The 24,258-nt window shown below is 70.4% G+C and carries 19 protein-coding genes and 2 pseudogenes; 8 read left to right on the forward strand and 13 right to left on the reverse strand.

Features of this window, described 5'->3' with window-relative positions:
• Window positions 1-67: 67 nt before the first annotated feature.
• Window positions 68-1,411, forward strand: a complete 1,344-nt coding sequence (locus tag IEY91_RS30475) for an enolase C-terminal domain-like protein (protein ID WP_189176422.1) — start codon at window positions 68-70, stop codon at window positions 1,409-1,411.
• Between the two features lie 123 nt (window positions 1,412-1,534).
• Window positions 1,535-1,889 (forward strand): annotated as a pseudogene (locus IEY91_RS30480) (alcohol dehydrogenase catalytic domain-containing protein); the annotation flags it as partial.
• 60 nt (window positions 1,890-1,949) lie between these two features.
• Here the strand turns inward: IEY91_RS30480 and IEY91_RS30485 are convergent.
• The 8 genes from IEY91_RS30485 to IEY91_RS30520 form a co-directional block, all read right to left on the reverse strand.
• Complete coding sequence (locus tag IEY91_RS30485) at window positions 1,950-3,032, reverse strand: endo-1,4-beta-xylanase (protein ID WP_189176423.1); 1,083 nt, start codon at window positions 3,030-3,032, stop codon at window positions 1,950-1,952.
• A 64-nt stretch (window positions 3,033-3,096) separates the two neighbouring features.
• A complete protein-coding gene (locus IEY91_RS30490; RefSeq protein ID WP_189176424.1) occupies window positions 3,097-5,328 on the reverse strand; it encodes a glycoside hydrolase family 3 N-terminal domain-containing protein in 2,232 nt (743 codons plus the stop codon).
• Between the two features lie 49 nt (window positions 5,329-5,377).
• A complete protein-coding gene (locus IEY91_RS30495) occupies window positions 5,378-6,217 on the reverse strand; it encodes a carbohydrate ABC transporter permease (RefSeq protein ID WP_189176425.1) in 840 nt (279 codons plus the stop codon).
• The gene (locus tag IEY91_RS30500; RefSeq protein ID WP_189176426.1) at window positions 6,214-7,209 is read right to left on the reverse strand and encodes a carbohydrate ABC transporter permease; all 996 of its coding nucleotides are present in this window, start codon (window positions 7,207-7,209) and stop codon (window positions 6,214-6,216) included. The genes IEY91_RS30495 and IEY91_RS30500 overlap by 4 nt, the downstream gene beginning before the upstream one ends.
• Window positions 7,210-8,538 (reverse strand): extracellular solute-binding protein, encoded by a 1,329-nt coding sequence (locus tag IEY91_RS30505; RefSeq protein ID WP_189176427.1) that lies wholly within the window; start codon window positions 8,536-8,538, stop codon window positions 7,210-7,212.
• Window positions 8,539-8,665: 127 nt separating this feature from the next.
• Window positions 8,666-9,724, reverse strand: coding sequence for a LacI family DNA-binding transcriptional regulator (locus tag IEY91_RS30510; protein WP_189176428.1), 1,059 nt, complete (start codon window positions 9,722-9,724; stop codon window positions 8,666-8,668).
• A 157-nt stretch (window positions 9,725-9,881) separates the two neighbouring features.
• On the reverse strand, window positions 9,882-11,702 hold the full coding sequence (locus IEY91_RS30515) for a glycoside hydrolase family 9 protein (RefSeq protein WP_189176429.1): 1,821 nt from the start codon (window positions 11,700-11,702) through the stop codon (window positions 9,882-9,884).
• 24 nt (window positions 11,703-11,726) lie between these two features.
• Complete coding sequence (locus tag IEY91_RS30520) at window positions 11,727-13,265, reverse strand: non-reducing end alpha-L-arabinofuranosidase family hydrolase (RefSeq protein WP_189176430.1); 1,539 nt, start codon at window positions 13,263-13,265, stop codon at window positions 11,727-11,729.
• Window positions 13,266-13,655: 390 nt separating this feature from the next.
• Here IEY91_RS30520 and IEY91_RS30525 point away from each other — a divergent pair, with 390 nt between their 5' ends.
• The 5 genes and pseudogenes from IEY91_RS30525 (at window position 13,656) to IEY91_RS30545 (ending at window position 16,506) form a co-directional block, all read left to right on the forward strand.
• Window positions 13,656-14,369, forward strand: coding sequence for a tRNA-dependent cyclodipeptide synthase (locus IEY91_RS30525; RefSeq protein ID WP_189176431.1), 714 nt, complete (start codon window positions 13,656-13,658; stop codon window positions 14,367-14,369).
• Between the two features lie 48 nt (window positions 14,370-14,417).
• A pseudogene (locus tag IEY91_RS30530) lies at window positions 14,418-14,606 on the forward strand (VOC family protein); the annotation flags it as partial.
• Window positions 14,607-14,652: 46 nt separating this feature from the next.
• Window positions 14,653-15,111: a hypothetical protein gene (locus IEY91_RS30535; RefSeq protein ID WP_189176432.1), complete on the forward strand. Its 459-nt coding sequence runs from the start codon at window positions 14,653-14,655 to the stop codon at window positions 15,109-15,111.
• 95 nt (window positions 15,112-15,206) lie between these two features.
• Complete coding sequence (locus tag IEY91_RS30540; RefSeq protein ID WP_189176433.1) at window positions 15,207-15,692, forward strand: hypothetical protein; 486 nt, start codon at window positions 15,207-15,209, stop codon at window positions 15,690-15,692.
• A gap of 391 nt (window positions 15,693-16,083) precedes the next feature.
• A complete protein-coding gene (locus tag IEY91_RS30545) occupies window positions 16,084-16,506 on the forward strand; it encodes a lipocalin/fatty-acid binding family protein (RefSeq protein ID WP_189176434.1) in 423 nt (140 codons plus the stop codon).
• A gap of 397 nt (window positions 16,507-16,903) precedes the next feature.
• Here IEY91_RS30545 and IEY91_RS30550 read toward each other — a convergent pair whose 3' ends face one another.
• On the reverse strand, window positions 16,904-17,689 hold the full coding sequence (locus IEY91_RS30550; RefSeq protein ID WP_189176435.1) for a fibronectin type III domain-containing protein: 786 nt from the start codon (window positions 17,687-17,689) through the stop codon (window positions 16,904-16,906).
• 478 nt (window positions 17,690-18,167) lie between these two features.
• Between IEY91_RS30550 and IEY91_RS30555 the strand changes: the two genes are divergently transcribed.
• Entirely contained in the window at window positions 18,168-19,367 is a 1,200-nt protein-coding gene (locus IEY91_RS30555) for a serine hydrolase domain-containing protein (RefSeq protein WP_189176436.1), read from the forward strand.
• A gap of 92 nt (window positions 19,368-19,459) precedes the next feature.
• Here IEY91_RS30555 and IEY91_RS30560 read toward each other — a convergent pair whose 3' ends face one another.
• The 4 genes from IEY91_RS30560 to IEY91_RS30575 are packed head-to-tail and all read right to left on the reverse strand — an operon-like array spanning window position 19,460 to window position 24,256.
• Window positions 19,460-21,049, reverse strand: a complete 1,590-nt coding sequence (locus IEY91_RS30560) for a PucR family transcriptional regulator (protein WP_189176437.1) — start codon at window positions 21,047-21,049, stop codon at window positions 19,460-19,462.
• Between the two features lie 9 nt (window positions 21,050-21,058).
• Window positions 21,059-22,201 carry an ABC transporter ATP-binding protein gene (locus IEY91_RS30565; RefSeq protein ID WP_189176438.1) on the reverse strand — a complete coding sequence of 381 codons (1,143 nt, stop codon included), beginning with the start codon at window positions 22,199-22,201 and terminating at the stop codon, window positions 21,059-21,061.
• A 22-nt stretch (window positions 22,202-22,223) separates the two neighbouring features.
• On the reverse strand, window positions 22,224-23,261 hold the full coding sequence (locus IEY91_RS30570; RefSeq protein ID WP_229697317.1) for an ABC transporter ATP-binding protein: 1,038 nt from the start codon (window positions 23,259-23,261) through the stop codon (window positions 22,224-22,226).
• Window positions 23,258-24,256 carry an ABC transporter permease gene (locus IEY91_RS30575; protein WP_189176439.1) on the reverse strand — a complete coding sequence of 333 codons (999 nt, stop codon included), beginning with the start codon at window positions 24,254-24,256 and terminating at the stop codon, window positions 23,258-23,260. Before IEY91_RS30575 ends, IEY91_RS30570 begins: the two co-directional genes overlap by 4 nt.
• Between the last annotated feature and the right edge of the window lie 2 nt (window positions 24,257-24,258).

Here is a 24,258-nt window from a genome sequence, read left to right on the forward strand (position 1 = left end):
ATCAATACTCTGTGCTGAGACTACGGGCCGGGGCTGAATCGCCCCTGCCCTCACTGGAGTTGCCGCCATGTCGGCCGCCCTGCCCGCCTCCCCGGCGCCCCACGCTCCTGCCCGCATCGTCGCCCTGGACGTCCTGGACGTGCGTTTCCCGACGTCCGAGCACCTGGACGGCTCGGACGCGATGAACCCCGAGCCCGACTACTCCGCCGCCTACGTCGTCCTGCGCACCGACGCCGACGACGGACTCGAGGGCTGTGCACTGGCCTTCACCACCGGCCGCGGCAACGACGTCCAGGCCGCCGCCATCGCGGCCCTCGCCCCGCACGTGGTGGGCCTCGCGGTCGAGGACGTCTGCGGTGACCTCGGCGCGTTCGCCCGTTCTCTTGTGCACGACCCCCAACTGCGCTGGCTGGGACCGGAGAAGGGGGTCATCCACATGGCCACCGGCGCGGTCGTCGACGCCGCCTGGGACCTGGCCGCCAAGCGAGCCGGCAAGCCCGTGTGGCGCTTCCTCGGCGAGATGTCGCCCGAGGATCTGGTCGCCCAGGTCGACTTCCGCTGGCTCAGTGACGCCCTCACCCCCGAGGAGGCGACGGAGATCCTCCAACGGGCCGAGCCCGGCCGCGCACAGCGCATCGGCCGCCTCCTCGACCGGGGTTACCCCGCTTACACCACCACCCCCGGCTGGCTCGGCTACTCCGACGAGAAGCTGGCCCGCCTCGCCCACGAGGCCGTCGTCGACGGCTTCACCCAGATCAAGCTCAAGGTCGGCGCGGACCTGGAGGACGACGTGCGGCGCATGCGCACCGCCCGCGAGACCGTCGGCGACGGCATCCGCATCGCCGTGGACGCCAACCAGCGCTGGGACGTCCAGGCCGCGATCGACTGGATGCACGCCCTGGCGCCGTACGACCCGTACTGGATCGAGGAACCCACCTCGCCCGACGACATCCTCGGCCACGCCGCCGTCCGCGAGGCCGTCCGCCCCATCAAGGTCGCCACCGGCGAGCACATCGCCAACCGGGTCGTCTTCAAGCAGCTTCTGCAGGCCGGCGCGGTCGACGTCGTGCAGATCGACTCCGCGCGGGTCGGCGGCGTCAACGAGAACATCGCGATCCTGCTGCTCGCCGCGAAGTTCGGCGTGCCGGTCTGCCCGCACGCCGGCGGCGTGGGCCTGTGCGAGATGGTCCAGCACCTGTCGATGTTCGACTACGTCGCCGTCTCCGGCACGACCGAGGACCGCGTCATCGAGTACGTCGACCACCTGCACGAGCACTTCGTCGACCCGGTACGCATCGCCGACGGCCACTACCTCGCGCCGACCCCGCCGGGACTGAGCGCGCAGATGCACCCCGAGCCCCTCAAGGAGTACGCCTACCCCGACGGGCCCGTCTGGACCTCCCGTGTCTGACGCGCAGGACCGCTGGGCCGCCCCTGCCGAAATGCCGCCGGACGGCCGCACCGCCGACATCCATGCCTACACCGATCTGCCGCCTCCCCTCGGCGCCCGCGCTGAAAGGACCCTGGCGACACGATGACACTCGCCGTCCGATACACCGCCGCCCGCACCCTGGACACGGCTCCCGCACCCACGGTGCCGCCCCGGACCCGGAGAGGTGGAACTGACCCCCGCCTACGTCGGCATCTGCGGCACCGATCTACACATCTTCCACGGTGACATGGACGCCCGGGTCCACACCCCCGCCGTCCTGGGTCACGAGATGTCCGGCCGCGTCGTACGCGTCGGCCCGGGTGTGGAAGGCTGGCATCACGGTGACCGGGTCACCGTGATGCCGCTGCGCTGGGACGGCACCTGCCCGGCCTGCCTCAGCGGCCATCAACACATCTGCCGGAGCCTCGACTTCATCGGCATCGACTCCCCGGGCGCGACGGGCGGGCGCTGCCCGCCACGCTGCCCCGCACCGGCTCGCCTCACCCGCGCATGCCGCTCAGCCCTTCGTCTCGCGGGCCGCGGCCGCGAGTGACTTCGCGATCGCGTCGTACGCCGGTTTGCGCCGCAGGTTTCCGTTCCAGGGCAGGGCCGCGCCCTCGCCCGGGAAGACCGGCGGAATCCAGGAGTGCCGGTCGGAGTAGCCCCACAGGGTGATGCCGACGCACCGCCGCACGGCCAGACACGCGTCGGTGACCCGCCCGTAGAACTCGGCCTGCCGGGCGAGCTTGGCCGTGTCGGACGGCAGGGGCATACGTATGTCGAGCTCGGTGAGGGCGACGTCGAGGCCGAGGTCGGCGAAGCGCTGGATGTTCTGCCCCATCTGGTTGGGGAAGCCGTACTGCAGCGCCAGATGGGCCTGCATGCCGAAGCCGTCGATCGGGACGCCGGCGGCCTTGAGCTGCTTGACGAGCCGGTAGTACGCGTCCGACTTGGCGCCGGTCGCCTCGACGTTGTAGTCGTTGAGGTAGAGCTTGACGTTCGGGTCGGCGGCGCGGGCCCAGCGCAGGGCGTCAGCGACGTAGCCGGGGCCGAGGGTCTTGTAGAAGATGCTCTGGCGGTACGTGCCGTCCTCGTTCATGATCTCGTTGGCGACGTCCCAGGCGAAGACCTTGCCTTTGTAGTGCGTGACCACCTGGGTGATGTGGTTCTTGAGGATCGAGCGGAGTTCGTCGGCGGTCCAGGTGCGGGAGGTCAGCCAGCCCGGCAGCTGGCTGTGCCACAGCAGGGTGTGGCCGCGCACCGAAAGTCCGTTGGCCTGGGCGTAGTTGACGATCTCGTCGCCCCCGGTGAAGTTGAAGACGCCGCGCCGGGGTTCGGTGGCGTCCCACTTCATGCTGTTGCCGGGGGTGGTGGAGCCGAACTCGGTGCCGAGCAGGTTCGCGTACGGGGTGTCGTCGAGCTCGGGGTTGTCGACGGCGGAGCCGAAGTAGCGGCCGCTCTGGCGGGCCAGGTCGTCGAGGGTGACGGCCTGGGGCCGCTCGGCGTCCGCCCGGGCGGCGGGTGCGACGGCGAGGCCGAGCAGCAGGGCCGCCGCGGTGGCGTAGGCGGCGGTCCTGGTGCGGCGTGGGGGTGTGCGCATGGTGCGTCTCCTCAACTGTGGTGTGGGGACGTGCGGTTGACCTTGCGCTGAACTGACGGGCTGCTTACTTCACGCGCATCTCGCACCGCATCCGGCGCTCGTGCCCGACCTCCCGTACCGGGCCCGTGAGGGTGAGCGGCACGGTGTGGTGGACGTGGGCGCTGGACGCGGCGACGCGCAGTTCGAGGGCGCCGGGTTCGACGACGCGGCGTTCGTCCGCGCCGGTGTACGCGGCGAGGTCGGCCGGGAACGTGGCGTGCACCTCGGCCGAGGCCCCGGCGTCGAGCGGGACCCGGGCGTAGCCGACGAGCCGGACCTCGGGCCGGGCTACGGTGCCGACCGGGTCGTGGAGGTAGAGCTGGACGACCTCGGTGCCGGGGCGGTCGCCCGCGTTGCGGACGGTGAGCCGGAGCGTGGTCTCGCCGTCGGTGGCCAGCTCGGGGGCGTCGCACTGAGGGGTGTCCCAGGTGAACGTCGTGTAGGACAGGCCGTGGCCGAACGGGTAGAGCGGTGTGGGGTCCACGGTGCTGGGGAAGCCGTGCCGGCCGAGCGGCGGGGCCAAGTACGGGGCGGGCTGGCCGCCGGGGCTGCGGGGTACGCCGACGGGCAGGCGGCCGGACGGGTCGACACGCCCGGACAGGACTCCGGCGACGGCAGGGCCGCCCTCCTGCCCCGGGAAGAAGGCCTGGACGACGGCTGCCGCCCGCTCCGCCCAGCGGCCGAGGGCATAGGGCCTGCCGCTGAGGACGACGATGACGACCGGCTTGCCGGAGGCCATTGCCGCGTCGAGCAACTCGGCCTGTCCGTAGGGCAGGTGAAGGTCCTCGGCGTCGCAGCCCTCGCCCGACGAGCCGCGCCCGAACAGACCCGACCGGTCCCCGACGACGGCGAGGCAGACATCGGCGGCCGCCGGGTCATCGCCGAACACGGAGCCTGGCAGTTCGGTGCGAAGGGCCTCGGCGAGCGTCGGAACCTCGACTCCGGTCGGCAGGTCGGGGTGGTGGACGCCGACGTGCCGCGGGAACGTGTAGCAGCCGAGCATGGCCGCCTGCTCGTGGGCGAGCGGACCGAGCAGCGCGATGCGCGTTCCGTCGCTCAGCGGCAGCACCCCGGCGCCGTTGGCGAGCAGGGTGACCGACTCCTCGGCCACCTGCCGCGCCAGCTCCCGCAGGTGCGGGGGGTCCAGGTCGACGGAGGCGTCGCCGGTGGCAGGGTCCCAGTCGGCGTCGAGGAGGCCCAGGTCGCACTTCTGGGTGAGGACGCGCAGCGCGGCCCGGTCGAGCAGTTCCTCGGGCAGCGGATCCGCGGGGCTGAAGCAGCGGGCCGCCGGCAGTTCCACGTCGACACCGGCCGCGAGGGCGAGCCGAGCCGCTCCGCCTTCCCCGTCGACGACCCGGTGCGCTTCCTCGAGCAGCGAGACGCCGTAATAGTCCGAGACCACAGTCCCGGTGAACTCCCATTCCTCGCGCAGGAGTTGGGTGAGCAGCCCGGCATGGGCGTGAGCGGGCAGGCCGTCGATGTCGTTGTAGGCGGGCATCACGCAGCGGGCTCTGCCGTCGCGCACCGCCATCTCGAACGGGGGCAGGATCACGTCGGCGAGTTCGCGGGGGCCGAGCGACGCGGGCGCGTGGTTGCGGGCGGCGCGGGACGCGGAGTACGCGGCGAAGTGCTTGAGGGTGGCGACGATCCCGGCCGCCTCCAGGCCCCGTACGTACGCGGTGCCGATGGTGCCCACCAGGTACGGATCCTCGCCGATGGCCTCCTCGGTGCGGCCCCAGCGCGGATCGCGTACGACGTCGAGGACGGGCGCGAGTCCCTGGTGGATGCCGACGGCGCGCATCGACGTGCCTATGGCCCGCGCCATCTCGGTGATCAGGGCCGGGTCGAAGGTGGCGCCCCAGGCGAGCGGGGTCGGGAAGACGGTGGCCCGCCATGCGGTGAACCCGGTCAGGCACTCCTCGTGGGCGAGCGCGGGCAGGCCGAACCGGTTGCCGGCGCGGATCGTCCGCTGGAGTGCGGTGAGCCGCGCGGCGCCCTCGGCCGGTTCGACGGGCACGGTGCCGAAGGGGCGGGTGAGATGGCCGAGGCCGTACGGCAGCAGGGTGTCGAGGGCCGCGCTGCGGGCGGCGTACTCGTGCTGGCCGGGTGCCACGTCGACGGCCTGGCCGGCTGCGGGCTCGGCCCCCAGCCACACGCTGGAGAGCTGAGCGGTCTTCTCCTCGGTGGTCATCCGGGCGAGCAGATCCGCCGCCCGGACGTGGGCGGACAGGGTGGTGTCCTGCCATGGCTCGACCATGGAACTCCTCAAGTGCGCTGTGAACGTGGGTGGGTCGGGGCAGGCGGCGTCAGTCCTTGGTCGCGCCCATCGTGATGCCGCCGATGAGCTGCCGTTCGGCCACCGCGTAGAAGGCGAGCGCGGGCACCATGGCGAGGATCAGGTAGGCGAAGACGCGGGCGACGTCGGCGGAGTACTGGCCCTGGTACTGCTGTACGCCGACCGGGATGGTCCACCAGGTCTGGTCGCTGAACACGAGCAGCGGCAGCAGGAAGTTGTTCCAGCTCGCCACCACGGCGAGGACGGACACGGTGCCGAGTGCGGGCCGGGCCATCGGCAGCAGGATCCGCCAGAAGAAGCCGAACGGGGAGCAGCCGTCGAGGGTGGCCGCCTCTTCCAGTTCGCCGGGGATCTCCCGGAAGAAGCCCCGCAGGATGACGATGGTGAGGGGCAGCCCGAACGCGGCCTGCGGCAGGATCACCCCCCACGGGTTGTCGAGCAGCCCGAAGGTGCGCAGCAGGATGAACAGCGGCAGGATGGCCACGGCGAACGGGAACATCAGGCCGATCGTGAAGAGCGTGAACAGCAACTCCCGCCCACGGAACACGAATCGGGCCAGCGCGAAGGAGGCGAGGGCCGCCGTGCCGACGGTGAGGACGGTCGTGCCGACGGCGATCAGGGTGGAGGACCCGATGGACCGCCAGAAGGTGCCGGACCTCAGGATCTCCGTGTAGTTCGACGTCACCCAGGGCGAGGGCAGGCCGAAGGTGTTGCTGGAGAGCTGATCGGTGGACTTGAAGCCGGAGACGAGCGCGTAGAGGAGCGGCGTCACCATGACGACGCCGACCACCCAGACGGTCACGTACAGGGGGACGGAGCGCAGCCTGCGGCGCGGTGCGGGGGCCGTCATCGGGCGGATCGCATGTTGGTGAGGGCTCCTTCGGTGTCCCGGCGCAGCACGAAGCGCTGGTAGGCGAGGGCGAAGACGAGGCTGATGAGGAACATGGCGATGCTGATCGCGCTGGCGTAGCCGACCTGGAAGCGCTTGAAGCCGAACTGGAAGAGGGTGACGGCCATCGTCTCGGAGTGGTGGTCGGGCCCTCCTTGGGTGACCACCCACACCAGGTCGAAGAGCTGGATGGCGCCGATGACCGACAGGAAGACGCTCATCCGGATCGTGGGGCCGAGCAGCGGCAGGGTGACGTGGCGGAAGCGCTGCCAGGGTCCGGCCCCGTCGATGCGGGCGGCCTCGTGCAGTTCGGCGGGGATGCCCTGGAGCCCGGCGAGGTAGAGCATCATGTGGAAGCCGAAGTACTTCCACATCATGACCAGGAAGAGCGTCGGCAGCACGGTGTCCTGTCCGGCGAACCACAGTCCGCCGAGCGCGTCGAGGCCGATCGAGCCGAGCACTTCATCCGCGAGCCCGTCGTCGGGCGCGAAGATCATGCCGAAGAGGATGCCGGTGATGACCTCGGACAGGACGTACGGGGCGAAGAACAGCATCCGGTAGAAGGCGCGGCCGCGCAGCTTCTGGTTGAGCAGGACAGCCATCGCCAGGGCGAACGGCAACTGGAGTGCGAGGGACAGGACGACGAGGAGCAGGCCGCGCCACAGATCCCCGAGGAAGACGGGGTCGTCGAGGAGACGGCTGAAGTTGCCGAGGCCCGTGAAGTCCGAAGGGGCCCCGAAGCCGCCCCAGTTGAAGAAGCTGACGTACAGCGCGTACATGATCGGCAGCAGGACGAGCAGCCCGAACAGGGCGAGGGCCGGCACCGTGAAGAGGACGGCGGTCAGCCACTCCCGCACCCGGCGGCGCCGCGGGCGCCTGTTGTGCGGGGAGACGCCCGGCTCCTTGGCGAGCGGCGGGTGCTCGTCGCGTGTGTGCGTCGAAGTCGTCGTCATTTACTGGCTCTTGGCTACCTGGGTGATAGAACGCGTGACCTGCTCCGGCGACTTGGACCCGGCGATGAGGGCCGCGACGGAGTCGTTCACTTCCTGGCCGACCGCCGGCGGCAGGGCCTGGTCGAGGTAGAGCTGGAAGCCGGTGGACTTGCCGAGCGTGTCGGAGACCGCCTTGAGGTTGGGGTCGGTGAGCGCGCTCCTGGCCTCCTTGACGACCGGCATCAGGGCGCCCTTGGTCACCAGGATGCGGTCGGATTCGGCCGTCATGAAGAACTTCAGGAACTCGGCTGCCGCATCCGGGGCGCCCTTGCGCACCGCGTAGCCGCCCCCGCCGCCGAACACGTCGGTGGCCGCCCCGCTGCCGCCCGCGACGGCGGGGAACGGGAAGAAGCCCAGGTCGTCGCCTATGCCCTTGCCGGCGTCGGCCTGTACGACGGGCGCCCACTGGCCCATCAGCTCCATGGCCGCCTTGCCGTTGCCCATGGTGGCCGCCTCGCCGTTGGGCGTGGAGTAGCCGGCGCCGAGGAAGCCCTTCTGGAAGGGATCGAGACCGACCAGATCCTTGAGGTGGCGGCCCGCGGCGACGAAGGGGTCGCCGGTGAAGTCCTTGCCGTCGATGGCCTTTTGCATCCCGTCGACGCCTGCGGTGCGCATCGACAGATACGCCCAGTAGTACATGCCGGGCCACTTCTCCTTGCCGGCGAGGGCGAGGGGCGTGATCCCGGCGTCCTTGACCTTCTGCACCGTGTCGAGGAAGTCGGCCCAGGTGGAGGGCGGGGCGGCGATGCCGGCCTTCTTGAAGAGCGCCTTGTTGCACCAGAAGCCCACGGCCCCGATGTCGAAGGGCACCGCGTAGGTCTTCCCGTCGAACTCGTACGGTGCCCTGGACGCGGGGACCAGGGTGCCGGACCACGGCTTCACGGATGCGGTGAGGTCCTCCACGAGTCCGGCGTCGATCTGCTGCTGGAGTACGCCGCCGCCCCACGTGTGGTAGATGTCCGGAAGCTTTCCGGAGCTGGTGAGCGCGGTCATCTTCGCCTTGTACGCGTCGTTCTCCAGCGTGACGAGCTTGATGCGCACGTCGGGGTGGGCGGCCTCGAAGTCCTTGGCCCGCTTGGGCCACAGGCTCTTCGAGGGCTCGGTGGTCTGGATGTTCCACCACTCCACCACGGTCCGCCCCGAGCTGTCCGTGGAGCCGGAACCGGAGTCCGAGCAGGCGCTGAGCGCCGTCGCGCCCAGGCCGGCGGCGGCGGTCGCGGCGAGGAACCCGCGGCGGTTGAGGGCGGGGATGGTGCTCGGCGTCTGGGCGCCTCGCTCGACAGCTCGCATCGCACACCTTCCGGAAGTATTCCGAAAATTATCGGGAGACGGTCACGGAAGTTACGGACACGAGACGAGGGTGTCAACGGCCTTAACAAAACGGGCCGTTGACACCCCCGGGATGGTCGCCGACGCGCTACGCGCCGCGCGGAGCCGCCGTACTGGCCCTGACCACCAGTTCCGTCGCCAGCTCGACGCGCGGCGACGCGGGCTCGACGGAGCGCGCGAGGTCGAGGACGGTGCGGGCCCCCAACTTCCCCATCTCGGACAGGGGTTGGCGGATGGTGGTGAGCGGCGGCGCGGACCAGCGGACCTCCGGCAGGTCGTCGAAGCCGACGACGCTCATGTCCTCGGGCACCCGAAGGCCACGCCTGCGCAGCGCCTCGATCGCGCCGAGCGCCATCTGGTCGCTGGAGGCGAAGACGGCGGTGGGCGGCGCGGCGAGGTCCAACAGCCTGCCGCAGCCGGTGAATCCGGACTCGTGATAGAAGTCCCCGGGCACGATCAGCACGTCCTCGACCGGTACGCCCGCCACGTCGAGCGCGGCCCGGTAACCGTCGAGCCGGGCCCGCGAGCAGAGCAGCCGCGGCGGGCCCGCGATGAACCCGATCCGCCGGTGCCCGAGCGCGAGCAGATGCTCGGTCGCGGCCATCCCGCCCGCCCAGTTCGTGGCGCCGACGGTCGGCGCCTCGGTCGCGGGTGAACCGGCCGGGTCGATCACCACCAACGGCACGCCCAGGCGCCGCAGTTCCTCGTGCAGACCGGGCTCGAGGACCGACGTCACCAGGATCACGCCGTCGGAGGCGCGGGCCCGCAGATTGGTCATCCACTGCCGCGCCGCACCCGCCCGGTCGTGGATCGCGGAGACCACGGTGCCCACGCCCGCCTCGTGCGCGACCTCCTCGACGCCCCGGATGATCTCCACGGCCCAGGGGCTGTCCAGGTCGTTGAAGACCAGGTCGAGCAGGGCCGCCCGGTCACCCGGCGCCCCCGGCCGGCGCTGGTAGCCGTGCCGGTGCAACAGGTCCTCGACCCGGGCCCGGGTGGCGGGCGAGACGTCGGAGCGCCCGTTGACCACACGCGAGACAGTGGGTACGGACACCCCGGCCTCCCGCGCGATCTCGGTGATCGTCACCTTGGCCGGCCCCTCCGGGCCCTGCGTGGCTGTCCTGCGCTGGGCGCCTGCCCCGGCCATGATCCCCACCTCCGTCGACACCTCCACCCGAAAGAACTCCGGATGTCTTCCGGAACACCGTAGGACACGCCGGTGAGTTCGCCGTAGTGGTGGTACGCCGATGCGACGGCGGCCGGGCCCGGGCGGGATCATCCGCCCGGGCCCGGCCGACCGGTGGTCAGCCGGTGGTGGTCCGCTCCGCGGCGTAGGCGGCGAGCCAGGCCAGCGGGGCGTTCCAGTTGATCGCCACCTCGTTGGTGGAGTACGAGCCGATGTCGTCGATGTAGCAGGCGGCGGGCGCGCAGCCCTTCAGCTTCTCCTCCGCCACCGGGTCCTGGAGCCCGCTGTTGGGGCCGCCCGCGAGCGAGCCCGCCGGAGGGTGCGGCAGCGAGGCGTCCAACTGGTGGGCCCAGAAGCGGTGGTGCTGGTTGCGCGAGGACGTCTCGCCGTAGCCGGTGATGTAGGACTGGCCGAGGGCGTTGCGGCCGAGCAGGTAGTCCATGGTCTCCAGGGCGCCGGTGCGGTAGCGCTCCTTGCCGGTCAGTTCCCCCGCGACGGCCAGGACGATCGCGTCGCCCGCGACCTGGCCGTTGGAGCCCCAGAAGTAGCCGTCCGCCGGGACGGGCACCGCGTAACGCTGGGCGGCCATCCGGGACAGGTAGCCGTCGGCGGCTGCCGTGACCGAGGCCCGGATTCGGTCCCGGTCGGCTGCGGGGAGGCCGCCCGGGACGGTGGCCAGGGTGAGCCGGCCGAGCGCGGCCGTGTCCGCCCAGCCGAACCCGTAGGCCGAGAAGGCGGTGGGGGAGGTGTGCCAGGTGGAGCCGGTGACCGCGTCCCGGTAGCCGCCCTCACCGGTCGTGGCGTACAGCTCGGCGGCCGCCCAGTAGAACTCGTCGGTGACCTGGGAGTCGCCGTAGGCACCGCCGCCCGTGCTGTCCGAATCCGGCGCGTACAGGGCCGGGTTGGCCCGGGCCGCCGTCCACGCCCGGCGGGCGACCGACAGGCAGCGGTCGGCGAACGCGGCGTCGTAGGGCCTGAAGACCCGGGCGCACTGAGCTGCGGCTGCCGCGAGGTTGAGGGTCGCCGCCGTGGAGGGACGGTGCAGCTCGCGGACCTCGGCGTCCTGGTCGGGGCGCATCGGCATGCCGGTCCAGGCCGCGTCATGGACCTTGTGGAACGCCATGCCCGCATACGGCTTGCCCGCGGGCACCTGCATCCGCATCAGGAAGTCGAGCTCCCAGCGCGCCTCGTCCAGGACGTCGGGTGTGTCGTTGCCGCGCTCGGGGATGCGCAGGGTCGAGTCGCCGAGCGCCGCGTCCTTGCCCGCCCGCTTGGCCCGCTCGAAGGAGTTGACCACCAGCCAGGTCGAAATGCCGCCGTTCACCACGTACTTGCCGTGGTCGCCCGCGTCGTACCAGCCGCCCCTGACGTCCTGCGTGTAGTCGCACACGGTGGCCTGGCACGGGACGGAGGTGTCGCCCTTGTTGGGCGCGACACCCAGGTGTCCGGCGGGGCGCGCGTAGGCGGAGCCCACCAGGGAGGTGGCGAGGGGGACGCCGCTGCGCTGGTGGTGGAAGAACGCCATCGCGTCGGAGCGCAGACCGTCGTAGAGGTTCGCGCGGATGTCGAAGGGCACGCTGCCGCTGTCGTCCACCGCCAGGACGTATCCCGAGCCGGACCTCCGGTACGAGGAGAAGTCGGCCAGGTGGACGGCCTGCCCGGAGGGGGTGTCGGCGCCGCGCGGGACGGTCGCACCGGAGGCGACCACCTTTCCCGACGCGTCGCGCAACCGCCACGTGAGCGACTGCGTCGCCGTGGTGACCACGGTGGCGCGCTTGGGACCGTCCGGCAGGTAGCCGAGCTGGTTGACGCGCACGGCGGTGGTTGCGGGGGCCGCTGTCGCGGTGGGCGCGGTCAGGAGGCCGCCGACGAGGAGGCAACCCGACAGCGCGATCGCGGAAAGGCGTCCGGGGCGGCGTAAGGGAGGGGTGGGGGACATGAGCGGCTCCTGTGTCGAGGGTGGTCAGCAGGTGGAGTTGGTCTGGGTGAGCAGGCCCATCCGCCACGGCAGGCGGAGGTAGTCGCCCCCGGCGCCGGGGTCCATGCCCTGGTAGACGTACTGCAGTCGGCACGGATTGATGGTCAGGGTCTGGTCGTTGCCGGCGCGGACCAGCTCGCCGTGGCTGATGTCCTGCGTCCACGTGCCGCCGGGGAAGGTGACGTTGTTGCGGCCGGCGAAGGGTTCGTTCTCGGTGGCGGCCAGGGGCGCCCAACTGCCGGTGAGGCCGGTGGAGGTGAAGGAGCGGAAGTAGCGTCGGCCGGAGGAGCCGATGGCCTCCTGGAGGAGCAGGTACTGATCGCTGCCGGCGACCTTGTACACGTTGGTCGCCTCGAACAGGTTGAACTTGCTGTCCGACAGCACGATGCGCGTGTCCGTGAATCCGTTGGGGAAGTTCGCGAGGCTGGTCCGGGCGCGGTAGATGTGGCCGTTGTCGTCGCTGAAGAACAGGTGACAGCTGGTGGTGTCGCAGATGACCCAGAAGTCGATCCAGGTGCCGTCGCCCTTGTTGTCCTTGACGATCTGCGGTTCCTCGGAGATGAAGGTGCGCGGCGCGGACCAGGAGCGCGGGTCGGCGGGGTTGGTGCTGGTGGAATAGGTGGGCGGACCGGTCTGGTAGACCATGTACCACAGGTTCTGCGGCGCGAAGTAGAACACCTGCGGCGCGGCCCGGTAGCCGGGGCCCATGGGCGAGGTGTCGAGGTAGGTGTGCGGCGCGGAGGCCGCCTTCGGCCAGTCGTCGAAGTTGAACTGCACCAGACCCCAGCCGGAGGGGCTGGCGGTCGTCGCGAACGTCAGCCACTGGTTGTTGTGCCGCACGACGGAGAAGTCCTTGATCGCCAGGGCCTGCGGGTGCTGGGCGTCCGGCTTCGGACCGGCCAGGACGCCGCTGGAGGACCACCGGAACGTCGACGGCAGCGCGCCGCTGCCGCTGCCGACGCGGACGAGTCGCCACTGCTGGTTGGCCCCGCCCCGGTCGGAGTGCTGCACGACCTTGGCGCCGTCCGCGGTGGAGGCACCCTGGACCTCGAGGGCCTTGCCGCTGTTGCGGTTGATCAACCGGACGTATCCGTCCGAGGAATCGGCGAGCCGGAACTGCTGGTTGGTGCCGTTGAGGTCGCTCCACTGCACGACGTCCGCCCCGTCGGCGGTGGAGTAGTTGTGGACGTCGAGTACCTTGCCGGAGTGCTGCGCCTTGAGCCGGTGGTTGCCGTCGCCCGAGCCGACGAACTGGAATCGCTGGTTAGCCCCGTCGTAGCGGGTCCACTGCTGGACGGACGCCCTGTCGGCGGTGCTCGCGCCCGACACGTCGAGCGCCTTGCCGCTGGCCCGGTTGACCAGCACGTACCAGCCGTTCGGATCCACCGTGGCCGCCCGCGCCGTGCCGGTCGCGCCGATGGCGGCGAGGAGTGTCGCCAGCAGAGCGGTCACCGTGGCGAACACCGCCGTCCGCCTGCGGTGTTGCCACCAAGCGGTCGTGTGGGATGGGTCCTTGCGCGTCATCTGCAACTCCTCAGCTCCTCGTCGAGTACGGTCGTCCGTCCGCCGGGGCGCGTGCCGCCCGGCGGGCACTGTGGGCGTACCAGGGCTGGGAGCGCTCCCATGGGTCGAAATATCGAACAGCGGTCGGTGAGTCGAAGGTTCGAGGCGGACAGTAATGACGCTTGGGAGAGTCGTCAACGGGTGCGGACTGAGTGAAGTACCCCGGTCGGGCCCGCGGCGAGGGCTGCCCGGGGACCAAGCTCGCCGACACTTTCGAGAACCTCACCCAATCCGGTCCGTACTGAACCGCTCCGTTCTCCCCGAACGGCTTTCCCACGCATACGCGTTGCGAGGGGCAGCGGCCCGGCACCGCCGCCGCGCCGACCACTCGATGTCTAGAGTTCGCAGGTGATGGCCAATTGGAACACACTCCTCGGCGGGCACGGGAAATTCACCGCCGCACCACTCACCGCCAACTGCCGCACTCTCGCCGAGCTGGCCCAGCACGCCTGCGTCGGGGTCAGCCCGTTCAACTCCTATTTCAAGCGAGCACGTGTAGCAGACCTGTGCCAATGGGCGCTGCCCCGCTTCGAACGGGTCCACTTCCACCTCCCCGACGTCCCCTCTCAATACACCCTCACCGCCTTGGGGATGCCCGCGGACAAAGCCAGAAGGCGGGCGCACGAGAACGGGCTGAAGATGCGCAATCGCATCCGGGACGGGCTCTTCGACGCCACCGGGCGCGAGGACACCGAGCTGTGTCTGCTCGACTGGGAGCACCTGCGGGCGAACGAGGCTTTCCAGCGCCTGTACCGGCAGGCCCAGCACTGGTTCACCGCCGACCTCGCCTTCCGCGACATGTGTCTGAACGCCTCGCGCTGCGTCCTCGCCCACCGCATGCCGGGGGAGCCGACCGAGGCTCAGGTCAATGAGGCGGTGCGGTACTTCCTCGCCGACATTCCCCTGCTCATCGACACCCCGCAGATCGCGGGTGTGGAGAGCTCGGTGTACGTCTACCACCGCACAACCCCGTTCGTCGAAGCCCTCTTCGGAAATCGCCTGCCCTGGTCACCCAGCCCGCACCAGGGCTACCTCGTGCTGTGTCCCGCGGACGGCGGCGAATAGGCCCAGTACCCACACGCGTACGGGGCCAGCCGGGCCTTCCGAGGCGGCGACGTCATTCCCGGCACCGACCTGGCATCCGTCGCCCAGCCCGGCATCGGTGCCGCGATCTGGCTCCACGCCACCGACGTCCAGGCCATCCACGACGCGCTCACCGCCGACGGCCACACGATCGTCTCCGCACCGATCGACGGCCCCTTCGGCCGGACATTCACCTTCGCCGACCCCGATGGCTACCAGGGCTCTTATGGATCGGCTCAAGGTGCTTCGTGGAGGAGTAGCGGAGATGGAATTCGCGGAATTGGCGGCGGAAGCGCGGGCGGAGACTGAGGCCGCCGCTGCGGAACTGCCCCTGGAGGATCCAGAGCTCCTCCTGGCTTCCGCGTCGTCTGACGACTCACTGCAGGACCTCATGAACGCATTGCGCGATTCCGCTCAACTGGCGCCGGGAGCCGCAGTGGTTCAGGGCCGGGCTTTCCTGGTCCGACGGCTGGAAGCCCTCGCGGACGAGTCCGGCATCACGCGCCGGACGCGCGGTACCGTCACGGCCGTCCACGTTCGCCTCGTGCTCGACGGCCGTCGCTCCAGAGGGCTGCCTGATTCCACGGCGCGGTCCGTCTCACAACTGCTCCGGTTGAGGAACGAGAACGTCGGCCCGACCGTTCTACCGGAGATCACTGTGCCGACAGCCCTGGGCTACGGCGTCCTCATCCGTAGGCAAGGCGTTCCGAGGGAGCACACGTGACCGCCCGTCACTACAACGGGTCTGCTGTGGGCTACAGCCCGTGCTCGCGTGCTAAATAGCCGTAGAGTCGCGGCAGTTGACGGGAGGGACGCACGATGATTCATGACCTGACCGAGCTGAGCCGCGCCGGCCGCGTGCTGAGCGAGGCTCTGGCCCTGCTCAAGGGCGAGCGGGAACGCCTGGAGCAGCAGCACGATCGAGTCCGGGACGGGGACCACAGTGCTGGCAGCCCTCAGCAGACGCTGCATGGACTGCGTGATCTGTCCACGGGTGTGAGCACGGCGCTCGAACACGTCGCCCTGGCCGCCGGGTTCATTTCGCTCGGCCTGGATTCGCGGGCCGATCACGCGGTGAAGATGGCGCGCATGAAGCCGGTGGGGGTGCCCTCCGGCCTCGACCGCATGGCACGTCCACTCGGGGAGGCCACCGTGCGGGCGCTGGAGATGATCCGCGGCCTCGACGGCTTCTTCGGCGGGGATCTCGGGCTCGCAGTCGACGTCGCCCTCGCCGCTCCGCAGGCGACATATCCGCCACAGGACTGGGCGGAGTACGAGCGCCAGCAGCGCCACCGGCCGCAGTGATCCGGTCGCGGCGGGGGGACGGCCAGGAGGTCGGCGCAGGAAACGCAGCATGGCAGTGAACCCGGGGGAGCCGGCGAAGGGCTGCTGTCCGCCGATCTTCTCGTATCCCCACCACTCGTAGACGGCTTGGGCCTTACTCCGAAACCCGAGCGCTACGGGGCCTGAATCCCGAACGCCGCGCTCGCTACCGTCCCGAGTGGAAGCTCCGGCCTCGGCCCGAACCCGAAGTGACCCAGGGGGAGTTGCGGTGAGCGAGGTGCGGCTCCTGGTCGGTGTTCGACTGTTTCCGCGTTCGACTGTTTCCGCCCGGGCGCAGGTGGTCTTCCTGGATCATGGCGAGCGGCGTTCAGCCCGGGCGCCGCGCTCTGATGATCGCGATGGAGGGGACCGTATGGCAGGCGGAGCTTTCACCGATTTCTCCGGAACGTACGAGCCGGTCAGCAGTGAGGGGTACGACAAGTACCTGGAGTCGATCAGGGTCGACGCGGCGACCCGGGAGGTGCTGGCGTCGGACCCGCAGACGGTGAAGATCGTGCAGGAAGGCGACCACTACACGTTCACGAGCACCGTTGCCGCCAAGGCGTCCGTCCTGCAGTTCACCCTCGGCCAGGAGTTCGTCACGAACTACGGGTACGGCGACGACCGCCAGGCCAAGGGGATAGCCCGCCGCGACGGGAACCGCATCATCCTGCAGCGCAAAGGCGGCGAATCCGAGACCACGGTCGTGTACAGCATCGATGACGAGGGCTTCGACGCGGTGTTCCACGGCCCGAACGGCGCCACCGCCAAGCGGCGCTACCGGCGCCTGTCCTGACCGGAGACCACCAGCGAGCGGGCTCCGGCCGGATGCCGGGGCCCGCTCGCACGCTGCGCCGACGGTGGTCGTCGGTGCGGACAACGACCTCGGAGATCAACGGAACCGTGTCGTACGCGCCCGGCAGCAGGCGGGCCCGCCGTATGGGGAAGGTGGCCGCGTCCGGTCAGGGGCGCTTGGTGGCGATGATGGCGGCGCCGTGCTCCCGGGAGCGAACAGCGCCTCCAGCCCCTCGCACCTGTGTTGGCCCACGGGCGTGCACACCGGTGGGATCGGCCGGCCCGTCCCCACCAACCTGTGCCAGCACTAGGTTCACGGCGAAGGGCTGTCGACCACACCGGGGCCGGGAGGACGGCGGTCTCCCGGCCCCTCGTCCGTCAGGCGGACGGCGTGGCCGCTACCTCTGGCGAGAGGGCGGACTGGCAGCGGGGGCCTTGGGCGCGGTGGCTGAGGTGACGGACTTGGTGCCCGTCACGCCATTCGATGCCCCGGACTCGTTGCCCACGGCGTCGACTCCCCTCACTTCGTACACGTACGTCAGACCCGGCTCGCCCTTCGTGTCACGGAAGGTGAGCGATGTCGTCGAACCGACCTTCGTGCGCGGGGCGTTGGGGCTCTCGGCGCGGTACACCACGTACTTCACCGCGTCCGAGTCACCGCTGCGCCACGTCAGCGTCACACCGCGCTCGTCCTCGCGCACACGGGTGAGGTCCCGCGGCGCAAACGGCGCGACGGTGTCCCGGGTGCCGCGGCGGGGCTCGGTGTAGGGAGAGACGTGGCTGGCGTTGTCCAGGGCGCGGACCTTGTAGGCGTACTCGACGTCGCCGTCGGCGTTGTCATCGACGTACGAATCCGTGCTCACGGTGGCGAGCAGCGCGTAGGGACCGACGTCGTCCGGTCCGGTTCCCTCGGCCTCGGCGCGGTACACCTCGTAGGCGGTGGCCGCGGAGAGCTTGCTCCAGGACAGGGAGACGGCTTCACGGCCGGATGCGACGTGGAAGCTCTCGGGAGCGTCGTAGAGGGGGTTGTCGGGTTGGTCCGGGTCGTCGCCGACACGGCCTGCGGAGCTGGCGGCCGTGGCGGGCGCGGCGGCGTGGGCAGCGCCGGTGAACCCGAGCGCGAGGACGACGACAGCGGCCGCCGAGGCGACGGCTGCGGGTCTGAGACGGTGATGCTTGGACACGGCTGGCGTTCCCTTTCCGATGGAGCTACGGACAGGCGTACGTGAGTACAAGGTGCAGTCGTGTGGGGGGAGTTGCTGGTGCTGTGGGGGCAACGAACTGTAGCTGTGTACGACCGGGATGCGGGAGGCGGCGCGCCATGCCGAAGATCCTCTGCGTCGAGCTGAGTGGCGATCAGCGTCGCGACTCGCACACGTTGCCGGCACGGCGTGACCTGACCTGGCATACCCGGTGGCGCTTGGAGCGGTAGGGCAAGTTCAGGGCTCGGATTACGTCGTACCCCTGGCCCCACCCCCACAAGGGTGGGGCTGTCCATACCTCCCGCCAGGGGGGCTCCGTCATGGTCACCCAGCGCACTCCCATGGGTGAATGATCTTGGGCCGGACACACCGTCCGGCCGACCGTTCGACATCACAACACACCTTGCTAGCAAGGGAGTTGCCTGCTTCGAACGGCCTCCAAGGCATACGAGGAACCACCATGACGCAGCTACGAAACTCCGCCTCCACGCGCCGCCGTCTCGCCCTTGGCTCCGTGGCGGCAGTCGCCGCCACGGCGGCACTGGCGATGCCGATGTCCACGGCATGGGCCGCCCAGTCGGACGTCCGAGCGGCCGGTTCCGGCCGGGCGGACCTCCAGCGGGGCCTGGACGACGTCGTCCGCAAGGACGGACTGGTGGGCGCCGAGGCCACCTTGGTGAACGGTCACGGGAGAAGCTCCGTGCGCAGCGGCACCGCCGAACTCGGCACCGACCGACCGGTGCCGCGCCAGGGCTACTTCCGAATGGGCAGCAACACCAAGACCTTCGTCTCGACCGTCGTGCTGCAACTGGTCGGCGAAGGCCGCATGCGACTCACCGACACCGTCGAGGACTGGCTGCCCGGAGTGGTCAAGGGCAACGGCAACGACGGCAGCCGGATCACCGTGCGCCAACTGCTGCAGCACACCAGCGGGCTGCCCGACTACATCCAGCGCCTGCCCATCCTCGACGGAGACCGGTTCCAGAAGCACCGCTTCGACCGCTACCAGCCGCGCGAACTGGTCGACATGGCCCTGCAGAAGCCGCCCACCTTCAAGCCCGGCAAGGGCTGGAGCTACTCCAACACCGGCTACATACTCGCCGGGATGATCATCGAGAAGGTGACGGGCCGTCACTGGAGCGACGAGGTCCGTGCCCGGATCATCGAACCCCTCGGCCTCAAGCACACGTTCTCCGCGGGCACGCGCACCAGTCTTCCTCGGCCGCACGCCAAGGGCTATCACCAGTTCAAGCCCGGCGCCCCACTGGTCGACAGCACCAGGATGAGTATGACCTGGGGCAGCTCGGCGGGCGATCTCATCACCACCTCGAAGGACCTCACGCGCTTCTGGCAGGCCCTGCTCGGCGGCAAGCTGCTGGGGCCCAAGCAGCTGGCGCAGATGCAGAAGACGGTGCCGACCCCTCAAGAGGGCGACGCGGCGCCCATGAAAGCAGGGCTCGGCATTTTCTGGACACAGCTCAGCTGCGGCGGCGGCGCCTGGGGCCACGGCGGGACCACCATCGGTCATCTGAACGCCAACGGCTTCATCGACAAGGGCAAGAAGGGAGTCATCGTGATGCGCTCCACCAACCTGAACAAGGAAGACCGCGACAAGCGCACAGACCGGCTCGTCGACGCCACCTTGTGCAAGATGAAGTGACCGCACGGACCCCTCGCTCCTCCAAACGCCGGCGGCGCTGCTGGGCCCCGTAGAGCGACTTGTGGAGTGTGGCCTGAGGGGCGGCGGGGTCTCTACGGTGGCGTGACACCGCAGAGCCCCGCCAGCGTCCTCAACTGCAGCCACAGAACCAGCCGTTCATCGGCGTCATCGACGTCGATCCCGAGTTGCCGACCGACCTGCTTCAGGCGGTAGCGGCAGGTGTTGGGATGGACGGAGAGCGCCTTGGCCGCACTCGCCACGTCGCAGCTCGCGTCGAACCACGACACCAGGGTGCGGGCGTACTCGGTGCCGTGCTCGGCGTCCGCCGCAAGGACATGCCGCCAGGCACCCACGCTCAACTCCCGGCGCTCCCGCATCACTTCGGAGAGCCGCAGCAGCGTCACCCGAGGCCGCACTTCGTCCACCGTGGCCACCGGCAGCGCGTCGTGCAGCAGCCGCAGGACCACATCCGCGTCCGCACGCGAGTCCGCCACACCACTCAGGTCCGGCACCACCCCGCCGAGCGCCGCCCGCACCGGCACCCGCAGCGACCGCCCGGCCCGGCGCACGATGTCCTGCGCCAACTGCCGGTGCTGCTGGTGGACCGTCACCGTCTCCCGCTCCCGCGGCCCGCGCGCCCCGGGCACAGACAGCAACGCGTACACCACCCCGTCCAGGAGCACACACGCGTGCCGCCCGTTGCGGGCCTCGCACTGCAGGCGTACGACGTCGAGGAGCCGGAGGGAGGTGCGCTCGGTGTCCGGCGCGCTCGCCGCGAAGTCCAGCATGAACGCGGCCACGCGGACCGCGTCGAGGCCCAGGCGGTGCGCCGCCGCCGAGGCGTCCGCCGAACCGTCGAGCAACCGGCGCAGCAGGTCGGTGTTCTGATGGCGGGTCAGTTCCTGGGCCGCGCGGGCGCGCAGCAGGAGCAGCGCCGCCGTGGACGCGCCCTGGGTCAGGGTGTCCTCGGCGTCCGGCGCGTGCGTACCGCCGTCGACCACCCAGATCGAGCCGAGGGTCTCCCCACCGGCCCGCACCGCGATGGCGAGCCGGGGCAGGTCGCCCGCGGTGAGCGGGGGCAGCCGCACCGGCCCGAGCGAGGCGAACACCGACCGGTACTGTTCCGAGTTCTCCGGGCTGCCGGGGACCTGAAGACCGAGGATGCCCTGGCGGCGGCCCTCGTCGACCGGTTGGCCGGGGACGGTGGAGTAGGCCAGGATCCGCTGGCGCGGGTCCTCCAAGGTGGTCGCCCCGCCGGTCGCCGCCGCGATCGCGTCGGCCAGCGCGAACAGGTCCGCGAGACCACCGCCCTGAGCGGGCTGGCCGCCGATCGCCGATGCCAGCATCAGGTGCACGTGGTGCCACGCCGTGTCCTCGTCGATGGCCAGCGCCGCCACACCGTGTGCCTCGGCCTCGCCGGGGAGGCCCGGCGGCACGTCCGTGCCCCGCACCACGACCCCGGTCATCCCGGCTTCCGCCGCGGCCCGCAGCAGCGGCCCGGCGTCGGCCGCCCGCACGCCGACCGCGAGCAGCAGGGCGCCGGGCGCATGGGCCAGCGGGACGTGCGCGTCGTACAACAGCACCTCGGTGACCGGGACGTCAGGTCCGGCGGGCGTGGTGTGCAGCCGCAGGGGCGGGCTGCCGACGACGTCGATCAGGTCGCCGAGGGTGAAGGCGTCCATGGGTGCTCCTCACCGCATCGGCTCGGATCCGGCCGGGTCCCCGGTCCACAGCCGCTCGAAGGCCTCTTTCGTGGCCGTGAGCAGCGCGGCGTCCGGGGGAGCCGGGTCGTCGACGTTCTCCGGATGGTGGCAGGCCACCTGCCGGCCGTGCCGCACCTCAAGGAGTGGCGGCTCGGTCGTCCCGCAGAGCTCCGTGGCCTTCCAGCACCGCGTGTGGAAGCGGCAGCCGCTCGGCGGAGAGATCGGCGAGGGCACGTCGCCGTTGAGGAGGATGCGCCCGCTCTTGGCGTTCTTGCGCCGGGGGTCGGGGATCGGGACGGCCGACATCAGTGCCTTGGTGTACGGGTGCATCGGCGCCCTGTAGAGCGAGTCACGGTCGGCCAGCTCGACGATCTTGCCGAGGTACATCACCGCGATCCGGTCCGAGACGTGCCGGACGACCGAGAGGTCGTGCGCGATGATCACGTAGGTCAGGCCCAGCTCCTGCTGGAGGTCGTCCAGGAGGTTGACGACCTGCGCCTGGATCGACACGTCGAGGGCGGAGACCGGCTCGTCGGCGACCACGAGTTTCGGGTTGAGCGCGAGTGCGCGGGCGATGCCGACGCGCTGGCGCTGACCGCCGGAGAACTCGTGCGGATAGCGGTTGTAGTGCTCGGGGTTGAGACCCACGACCGACAGGAGTCGCTGCACCTCCTTCCTGACGCCGCCCGCGGGCGAGACGCGCTGCAGCCTGAAGGGGGCGCCGACGATCGTGCCGATGGTGTGGCGCGGGTTCAGCGAGGAGTAGGGGTCCTGGAAGATCATCTGTACGTCGCGGCGCAGCGGCCGCATGGCGCCGACGCCGAGGTGCGTGATGTCCCTGCCCTCGAACTCGACCGTCCCGGCGCTGGGTTCGAGCAGCCGCGTGATCAGCCTGCCCATCGTCGACTTGCCGCACCCGGACTCGCCGACGACGCCCAGCGTCTCACCCGGCCAGACCTCGAAGTCCAGCTCGTCGACCGCGCGCACGGCGCCGGCCTGCCGCTGGAAGAGGCCCTTCTTGATCGGGAAGTGCTTCCGCAGTCCCGTCACCTTCAGCAGGGCTTCACCGTCGTGCTTCTTGGCAGGGACGAGGGCGGGGGAGGGGCCGTCGCTCCGCTCGGAAATCGTCATGGCTGCGTCCTCGGTTTCTCGCTCACAGCTTCGGCGCGATCTCTTCGGCCCAGATGCGCTTCTGCTGCTCGGCCGACATGTGGCAGGCGGCCCAGTGCCGCCCGCCGACCTCGGTCAGCTCGGGGCGGACCGTGCGGGTGACGTCGTCCTTGGGGACGTCGGCGTACGGGCAGCGCGGGTTGAAGGCGCAGCCGGACGGGCGGTTGATGAGGGAGGGCGGGGAGCCCTTGACCGGGATGAGGCGTTCCTGCTGGTCGCGGTCGAGCCGCGGCATCGAGCCGAGCAGGCCCCAGGTGTAGGGGTGCCGGGGCTCGTGGAACAGCTCGTCCGCCGGGCCGCGCTCGACGCAGCGGCCGCCGTACATCACCAGGATGTCGTCGGCCAGCTCGGCGACGACACCCAGATCGTGGGTGATGATGACGACCGCGGAGCCGAACTCCCGCTGCAGGTCGCGGATCAGGTCCAGGATCTGTGCCTGCACCGTCACGTCCAGGGCGGTGGTCGGCTCGTCCGCGATGAGCAGCTCGGGGTTGTTGACCAGCGACATCGCGATCATCGCGCGCTGGCGCATGCCGCCGGAGAACTCGTGCGGGTAACTGTCCACCCGCTTGTCCGGCTGCGGGATGCCGACCCGGTCGAGCATCTCGACCGCCCTCCTGCGAGCGGCCTTCGCCCCGACGTCGTGGTGGATCCGGTACGCCTCCACGATCTGCTTGCCGATCGTGTAGTACGGATGCAGCGCGGACAGCGGGTCCTGGAAGATCATGGCCATCTCGCGCCCGCGGAGTCTGCGTACGTGGTCGGGGTCGGCCGCAAGCAGTTCGGTGCCGTCCAGCCAGATCTCGCCCGATATCCGCGCCTTGCGCTTGCCGTACTGGCCGGCGGTGTGCAGGCCCATGACGGCGAGCGAGGTCACCGACTTGCCGGAGCCGGACTCGCCCACGATGCCGAGGGTCTGGCCCTTCTCCAACTGGAAGCTGAGCCCGTCGACGGACTTCACCAGGCCGTCGTCGGTGGGGAAGTGCACCTTGAGGTCGCGCACGTCCAGGAAGGCTGTCATGCGAGCCTCACTCGGGGGTCGATCACGGCGTACAGGACGTCCACCGCGAGGTTGGCGAGCAGCACCGCGAGAGAAGTGATCAGGGTGACGCCCAGGACGATGGGCAGGTCCTGGTTCCTGGTGGCGTCCAGTATCGCCCGGCCCAGGCCCGGCAGGTTGAACGTCGACTCGGTCAGGATGGCGCCGCCGATGAGGGCGCCGAGGTCCATGCCCAGCATGGTGAGCAGCGGCGTCATCGTGGAGCGCATGGCGTGCTTGCCGACGACGGTGTGCTCGCGCAGGCCCTTGGCGCGGGCGGTGCGGATGTAGTCCTCGCCGAGCACCTCCAGCATGGTGGCCCGGGTGATCCGGGCGTACATCGCCGCGTAGAGGAAGGCGAGGGTGATCCAGGGCAGGATCATGCCGCCGAGCCAGCCGGTGAAGCTCTGCTCCAGCGGCACGTACTGCGCGTCGAGCCACTTCAGGCCGAAGGCGAAGACCGCAAGGGAGAGCAGGCCGGTGAAGTAGATCGGCAGGGAGACACCCGCGAGGGCGACGACCATCGCGCCCCGGTCCCACAGGCTGCCCCGCTTGAGCGCGGACAGCACACCGGCCGCGACGCCCACGACGACCCACAGCACGGCGGCACCCAGCGCGAGACCAAGGGTCACCGGCAGGCGGTCGGTGAGCACCGGCCACACGGCCTGTTCGCTGCGGAAGGAGTAGCCGAAGCACGGCGCGGCGCAGTGGGTGACCTCACCGCCGGCCGCGTAGGTGCGGCCCGCGAAGATGCCCTTGAAGAACTCCCAGACCTGGACGAATATCGGGTCGCTCAGGCCGAGCTTCTCGCGCACCGCCGCAACGGCGGCCGGGTCGGCCTGCTTGCCCACGAAGCTGGAGGCGATGTCGACGCCCGCCCACTCGGGGACGAGGAAGAAGATGCAGAAGACCACCATGATGATGACCACCAGCATCACCGCGGCGGCGAACAGCCGCCTGATGAGGTAGGCGAGCATGA

The sequence above is a fragment of the Streptomyces lasiicapitis genome (assembly GCF_014646335.1).
GTDB lineage: Bacteria > Actinomycetota > Actinomycetes > Streptomycetales > Streptomycetaceae > Streptomyces > Streptomyces lasiicapitis.

Coding starts and splice junctions, on each gene's coding strand:
- IEY91_RS30535 (WP_189176432.1), top strand. CDS start 14,653: ATGGAATTCGCGGAATTGGCGGCGGAAGCGCGGGCGGAGACTGAGGCC.
- IEY91_RS30500 (WP_189176426.1), bottom strand. CDS start 7,209: ATGACGACGACTTCGACGCACACACGCGACGAGCACCCGCCGCTCGCC.
- IEY91_RS30520 (WP_189176430.1), bottom strand. CDS start 13,265: ATGACGCGCAAGGACCCATCCCACACGACCGCTTGGTGGCAACACCGC.
- IEY91_RS30565 (WP_189176438.1), bottom strand. CDS start 22,201: ATGACGATTTCCGAGCGGAGCGACGGCCCCTCCCCCGCCCTCGTCCCT.
- IEY91_RS30570 (WP_229697317.1), bottom strand. CDS start 23,261: ATGACAGCCTTCCTGGACGTGCGCGACCTCAAGGTGCACTTCCCCACC.
- IEY91_RS30475 (WP_189176422.1), top strand. CDS start 68: ATGTCGGCCGCCCTGCCCGCCTCCCCGGCGCCCCACGCTCCTGCCCGC.
- IEY91_RS30545 (WP_189176434.1), top strand. CDS start 16,084: ATGGCAGGCGGAGCTTTCACCGATTTCTCCGGAACGTACGAGCCGGTC.
- IEY91_RS30575 (WP_189176439.1), bottom strand. CDS start 24,256: ATGCTCGCCTACCTCATCAGGCGGCTGTTCGCCGCCGCGGTGATGCTG.
- IEY91_RS30525 (WP_189176431.1), top strand. CDS start 13,656: ATGGCCAATTGGAACACACTCCTCGGCGGGCACGGGAAATTCACCGCC.
- IEY91_RS30495 (WP_189176425.1), bottom strand. CDS start 6,217: ATGACGGCCCCCGCACCGCGCCGCAGGCTGCGCTCCGTCCCCCTGTAC.
- IEY91_RS30555 (WP_189176436.1), top strand. CDS start 18,168: ATGACGCAGCTACGAAACTCCGCCTCCACGCGCCGCCGTCTCGCCCTT.
- IEY91_RS30540 (WP_189176433.1), top strand. CDS start 15,207: ATGATTCATGACCTGACCGAGCTGAGCCGCGCCGGCCGCGTGCTGAGC.
- IEY91_RS30510 (WP_189176428.1), bottom strand. CDS start 9,724: ATGGCCGGGGCAGGCGCCCAGCGCAGGACAGCCACGCAGGGCCCGGAG.
- IEY91_RS30490 (WP_189176424.1), bottom strand. CDS start 5,328: ATGGTCGAGCCATGGCAGGACACCACCCTGTCCGCCCACGTCCGGGCG.
- IEY91_RS30505 (WP_189176427.1), bottom strand. CDS start 8,538: ATGCGAGCTGTCGAGCGAGGCGCCCAGACGCCGAGCACCATCCCCGCC.
- IEY91_RS30485 (WP_189176423.1), bottom strand. CDS start 3,032: ATGCGCACACCCCCACGCCGCACCAGGACCGCCGCCTACGCCACCGCG.
- IEY91_RS30515 (WP_189176429.1), bottom strand. CDS start 11,702: ATGTCCCCCACCCCTCCCTTACGCCGCCCCGGACGCCTTTCCGCGATC.
- IEY91_RS30560 (WP_189176437.1), bottom strand. CDS start 21,049: ATGGACGCCTTCACCCTCGGCGACCTGATCGACGTCGTCGGCAGCCCG.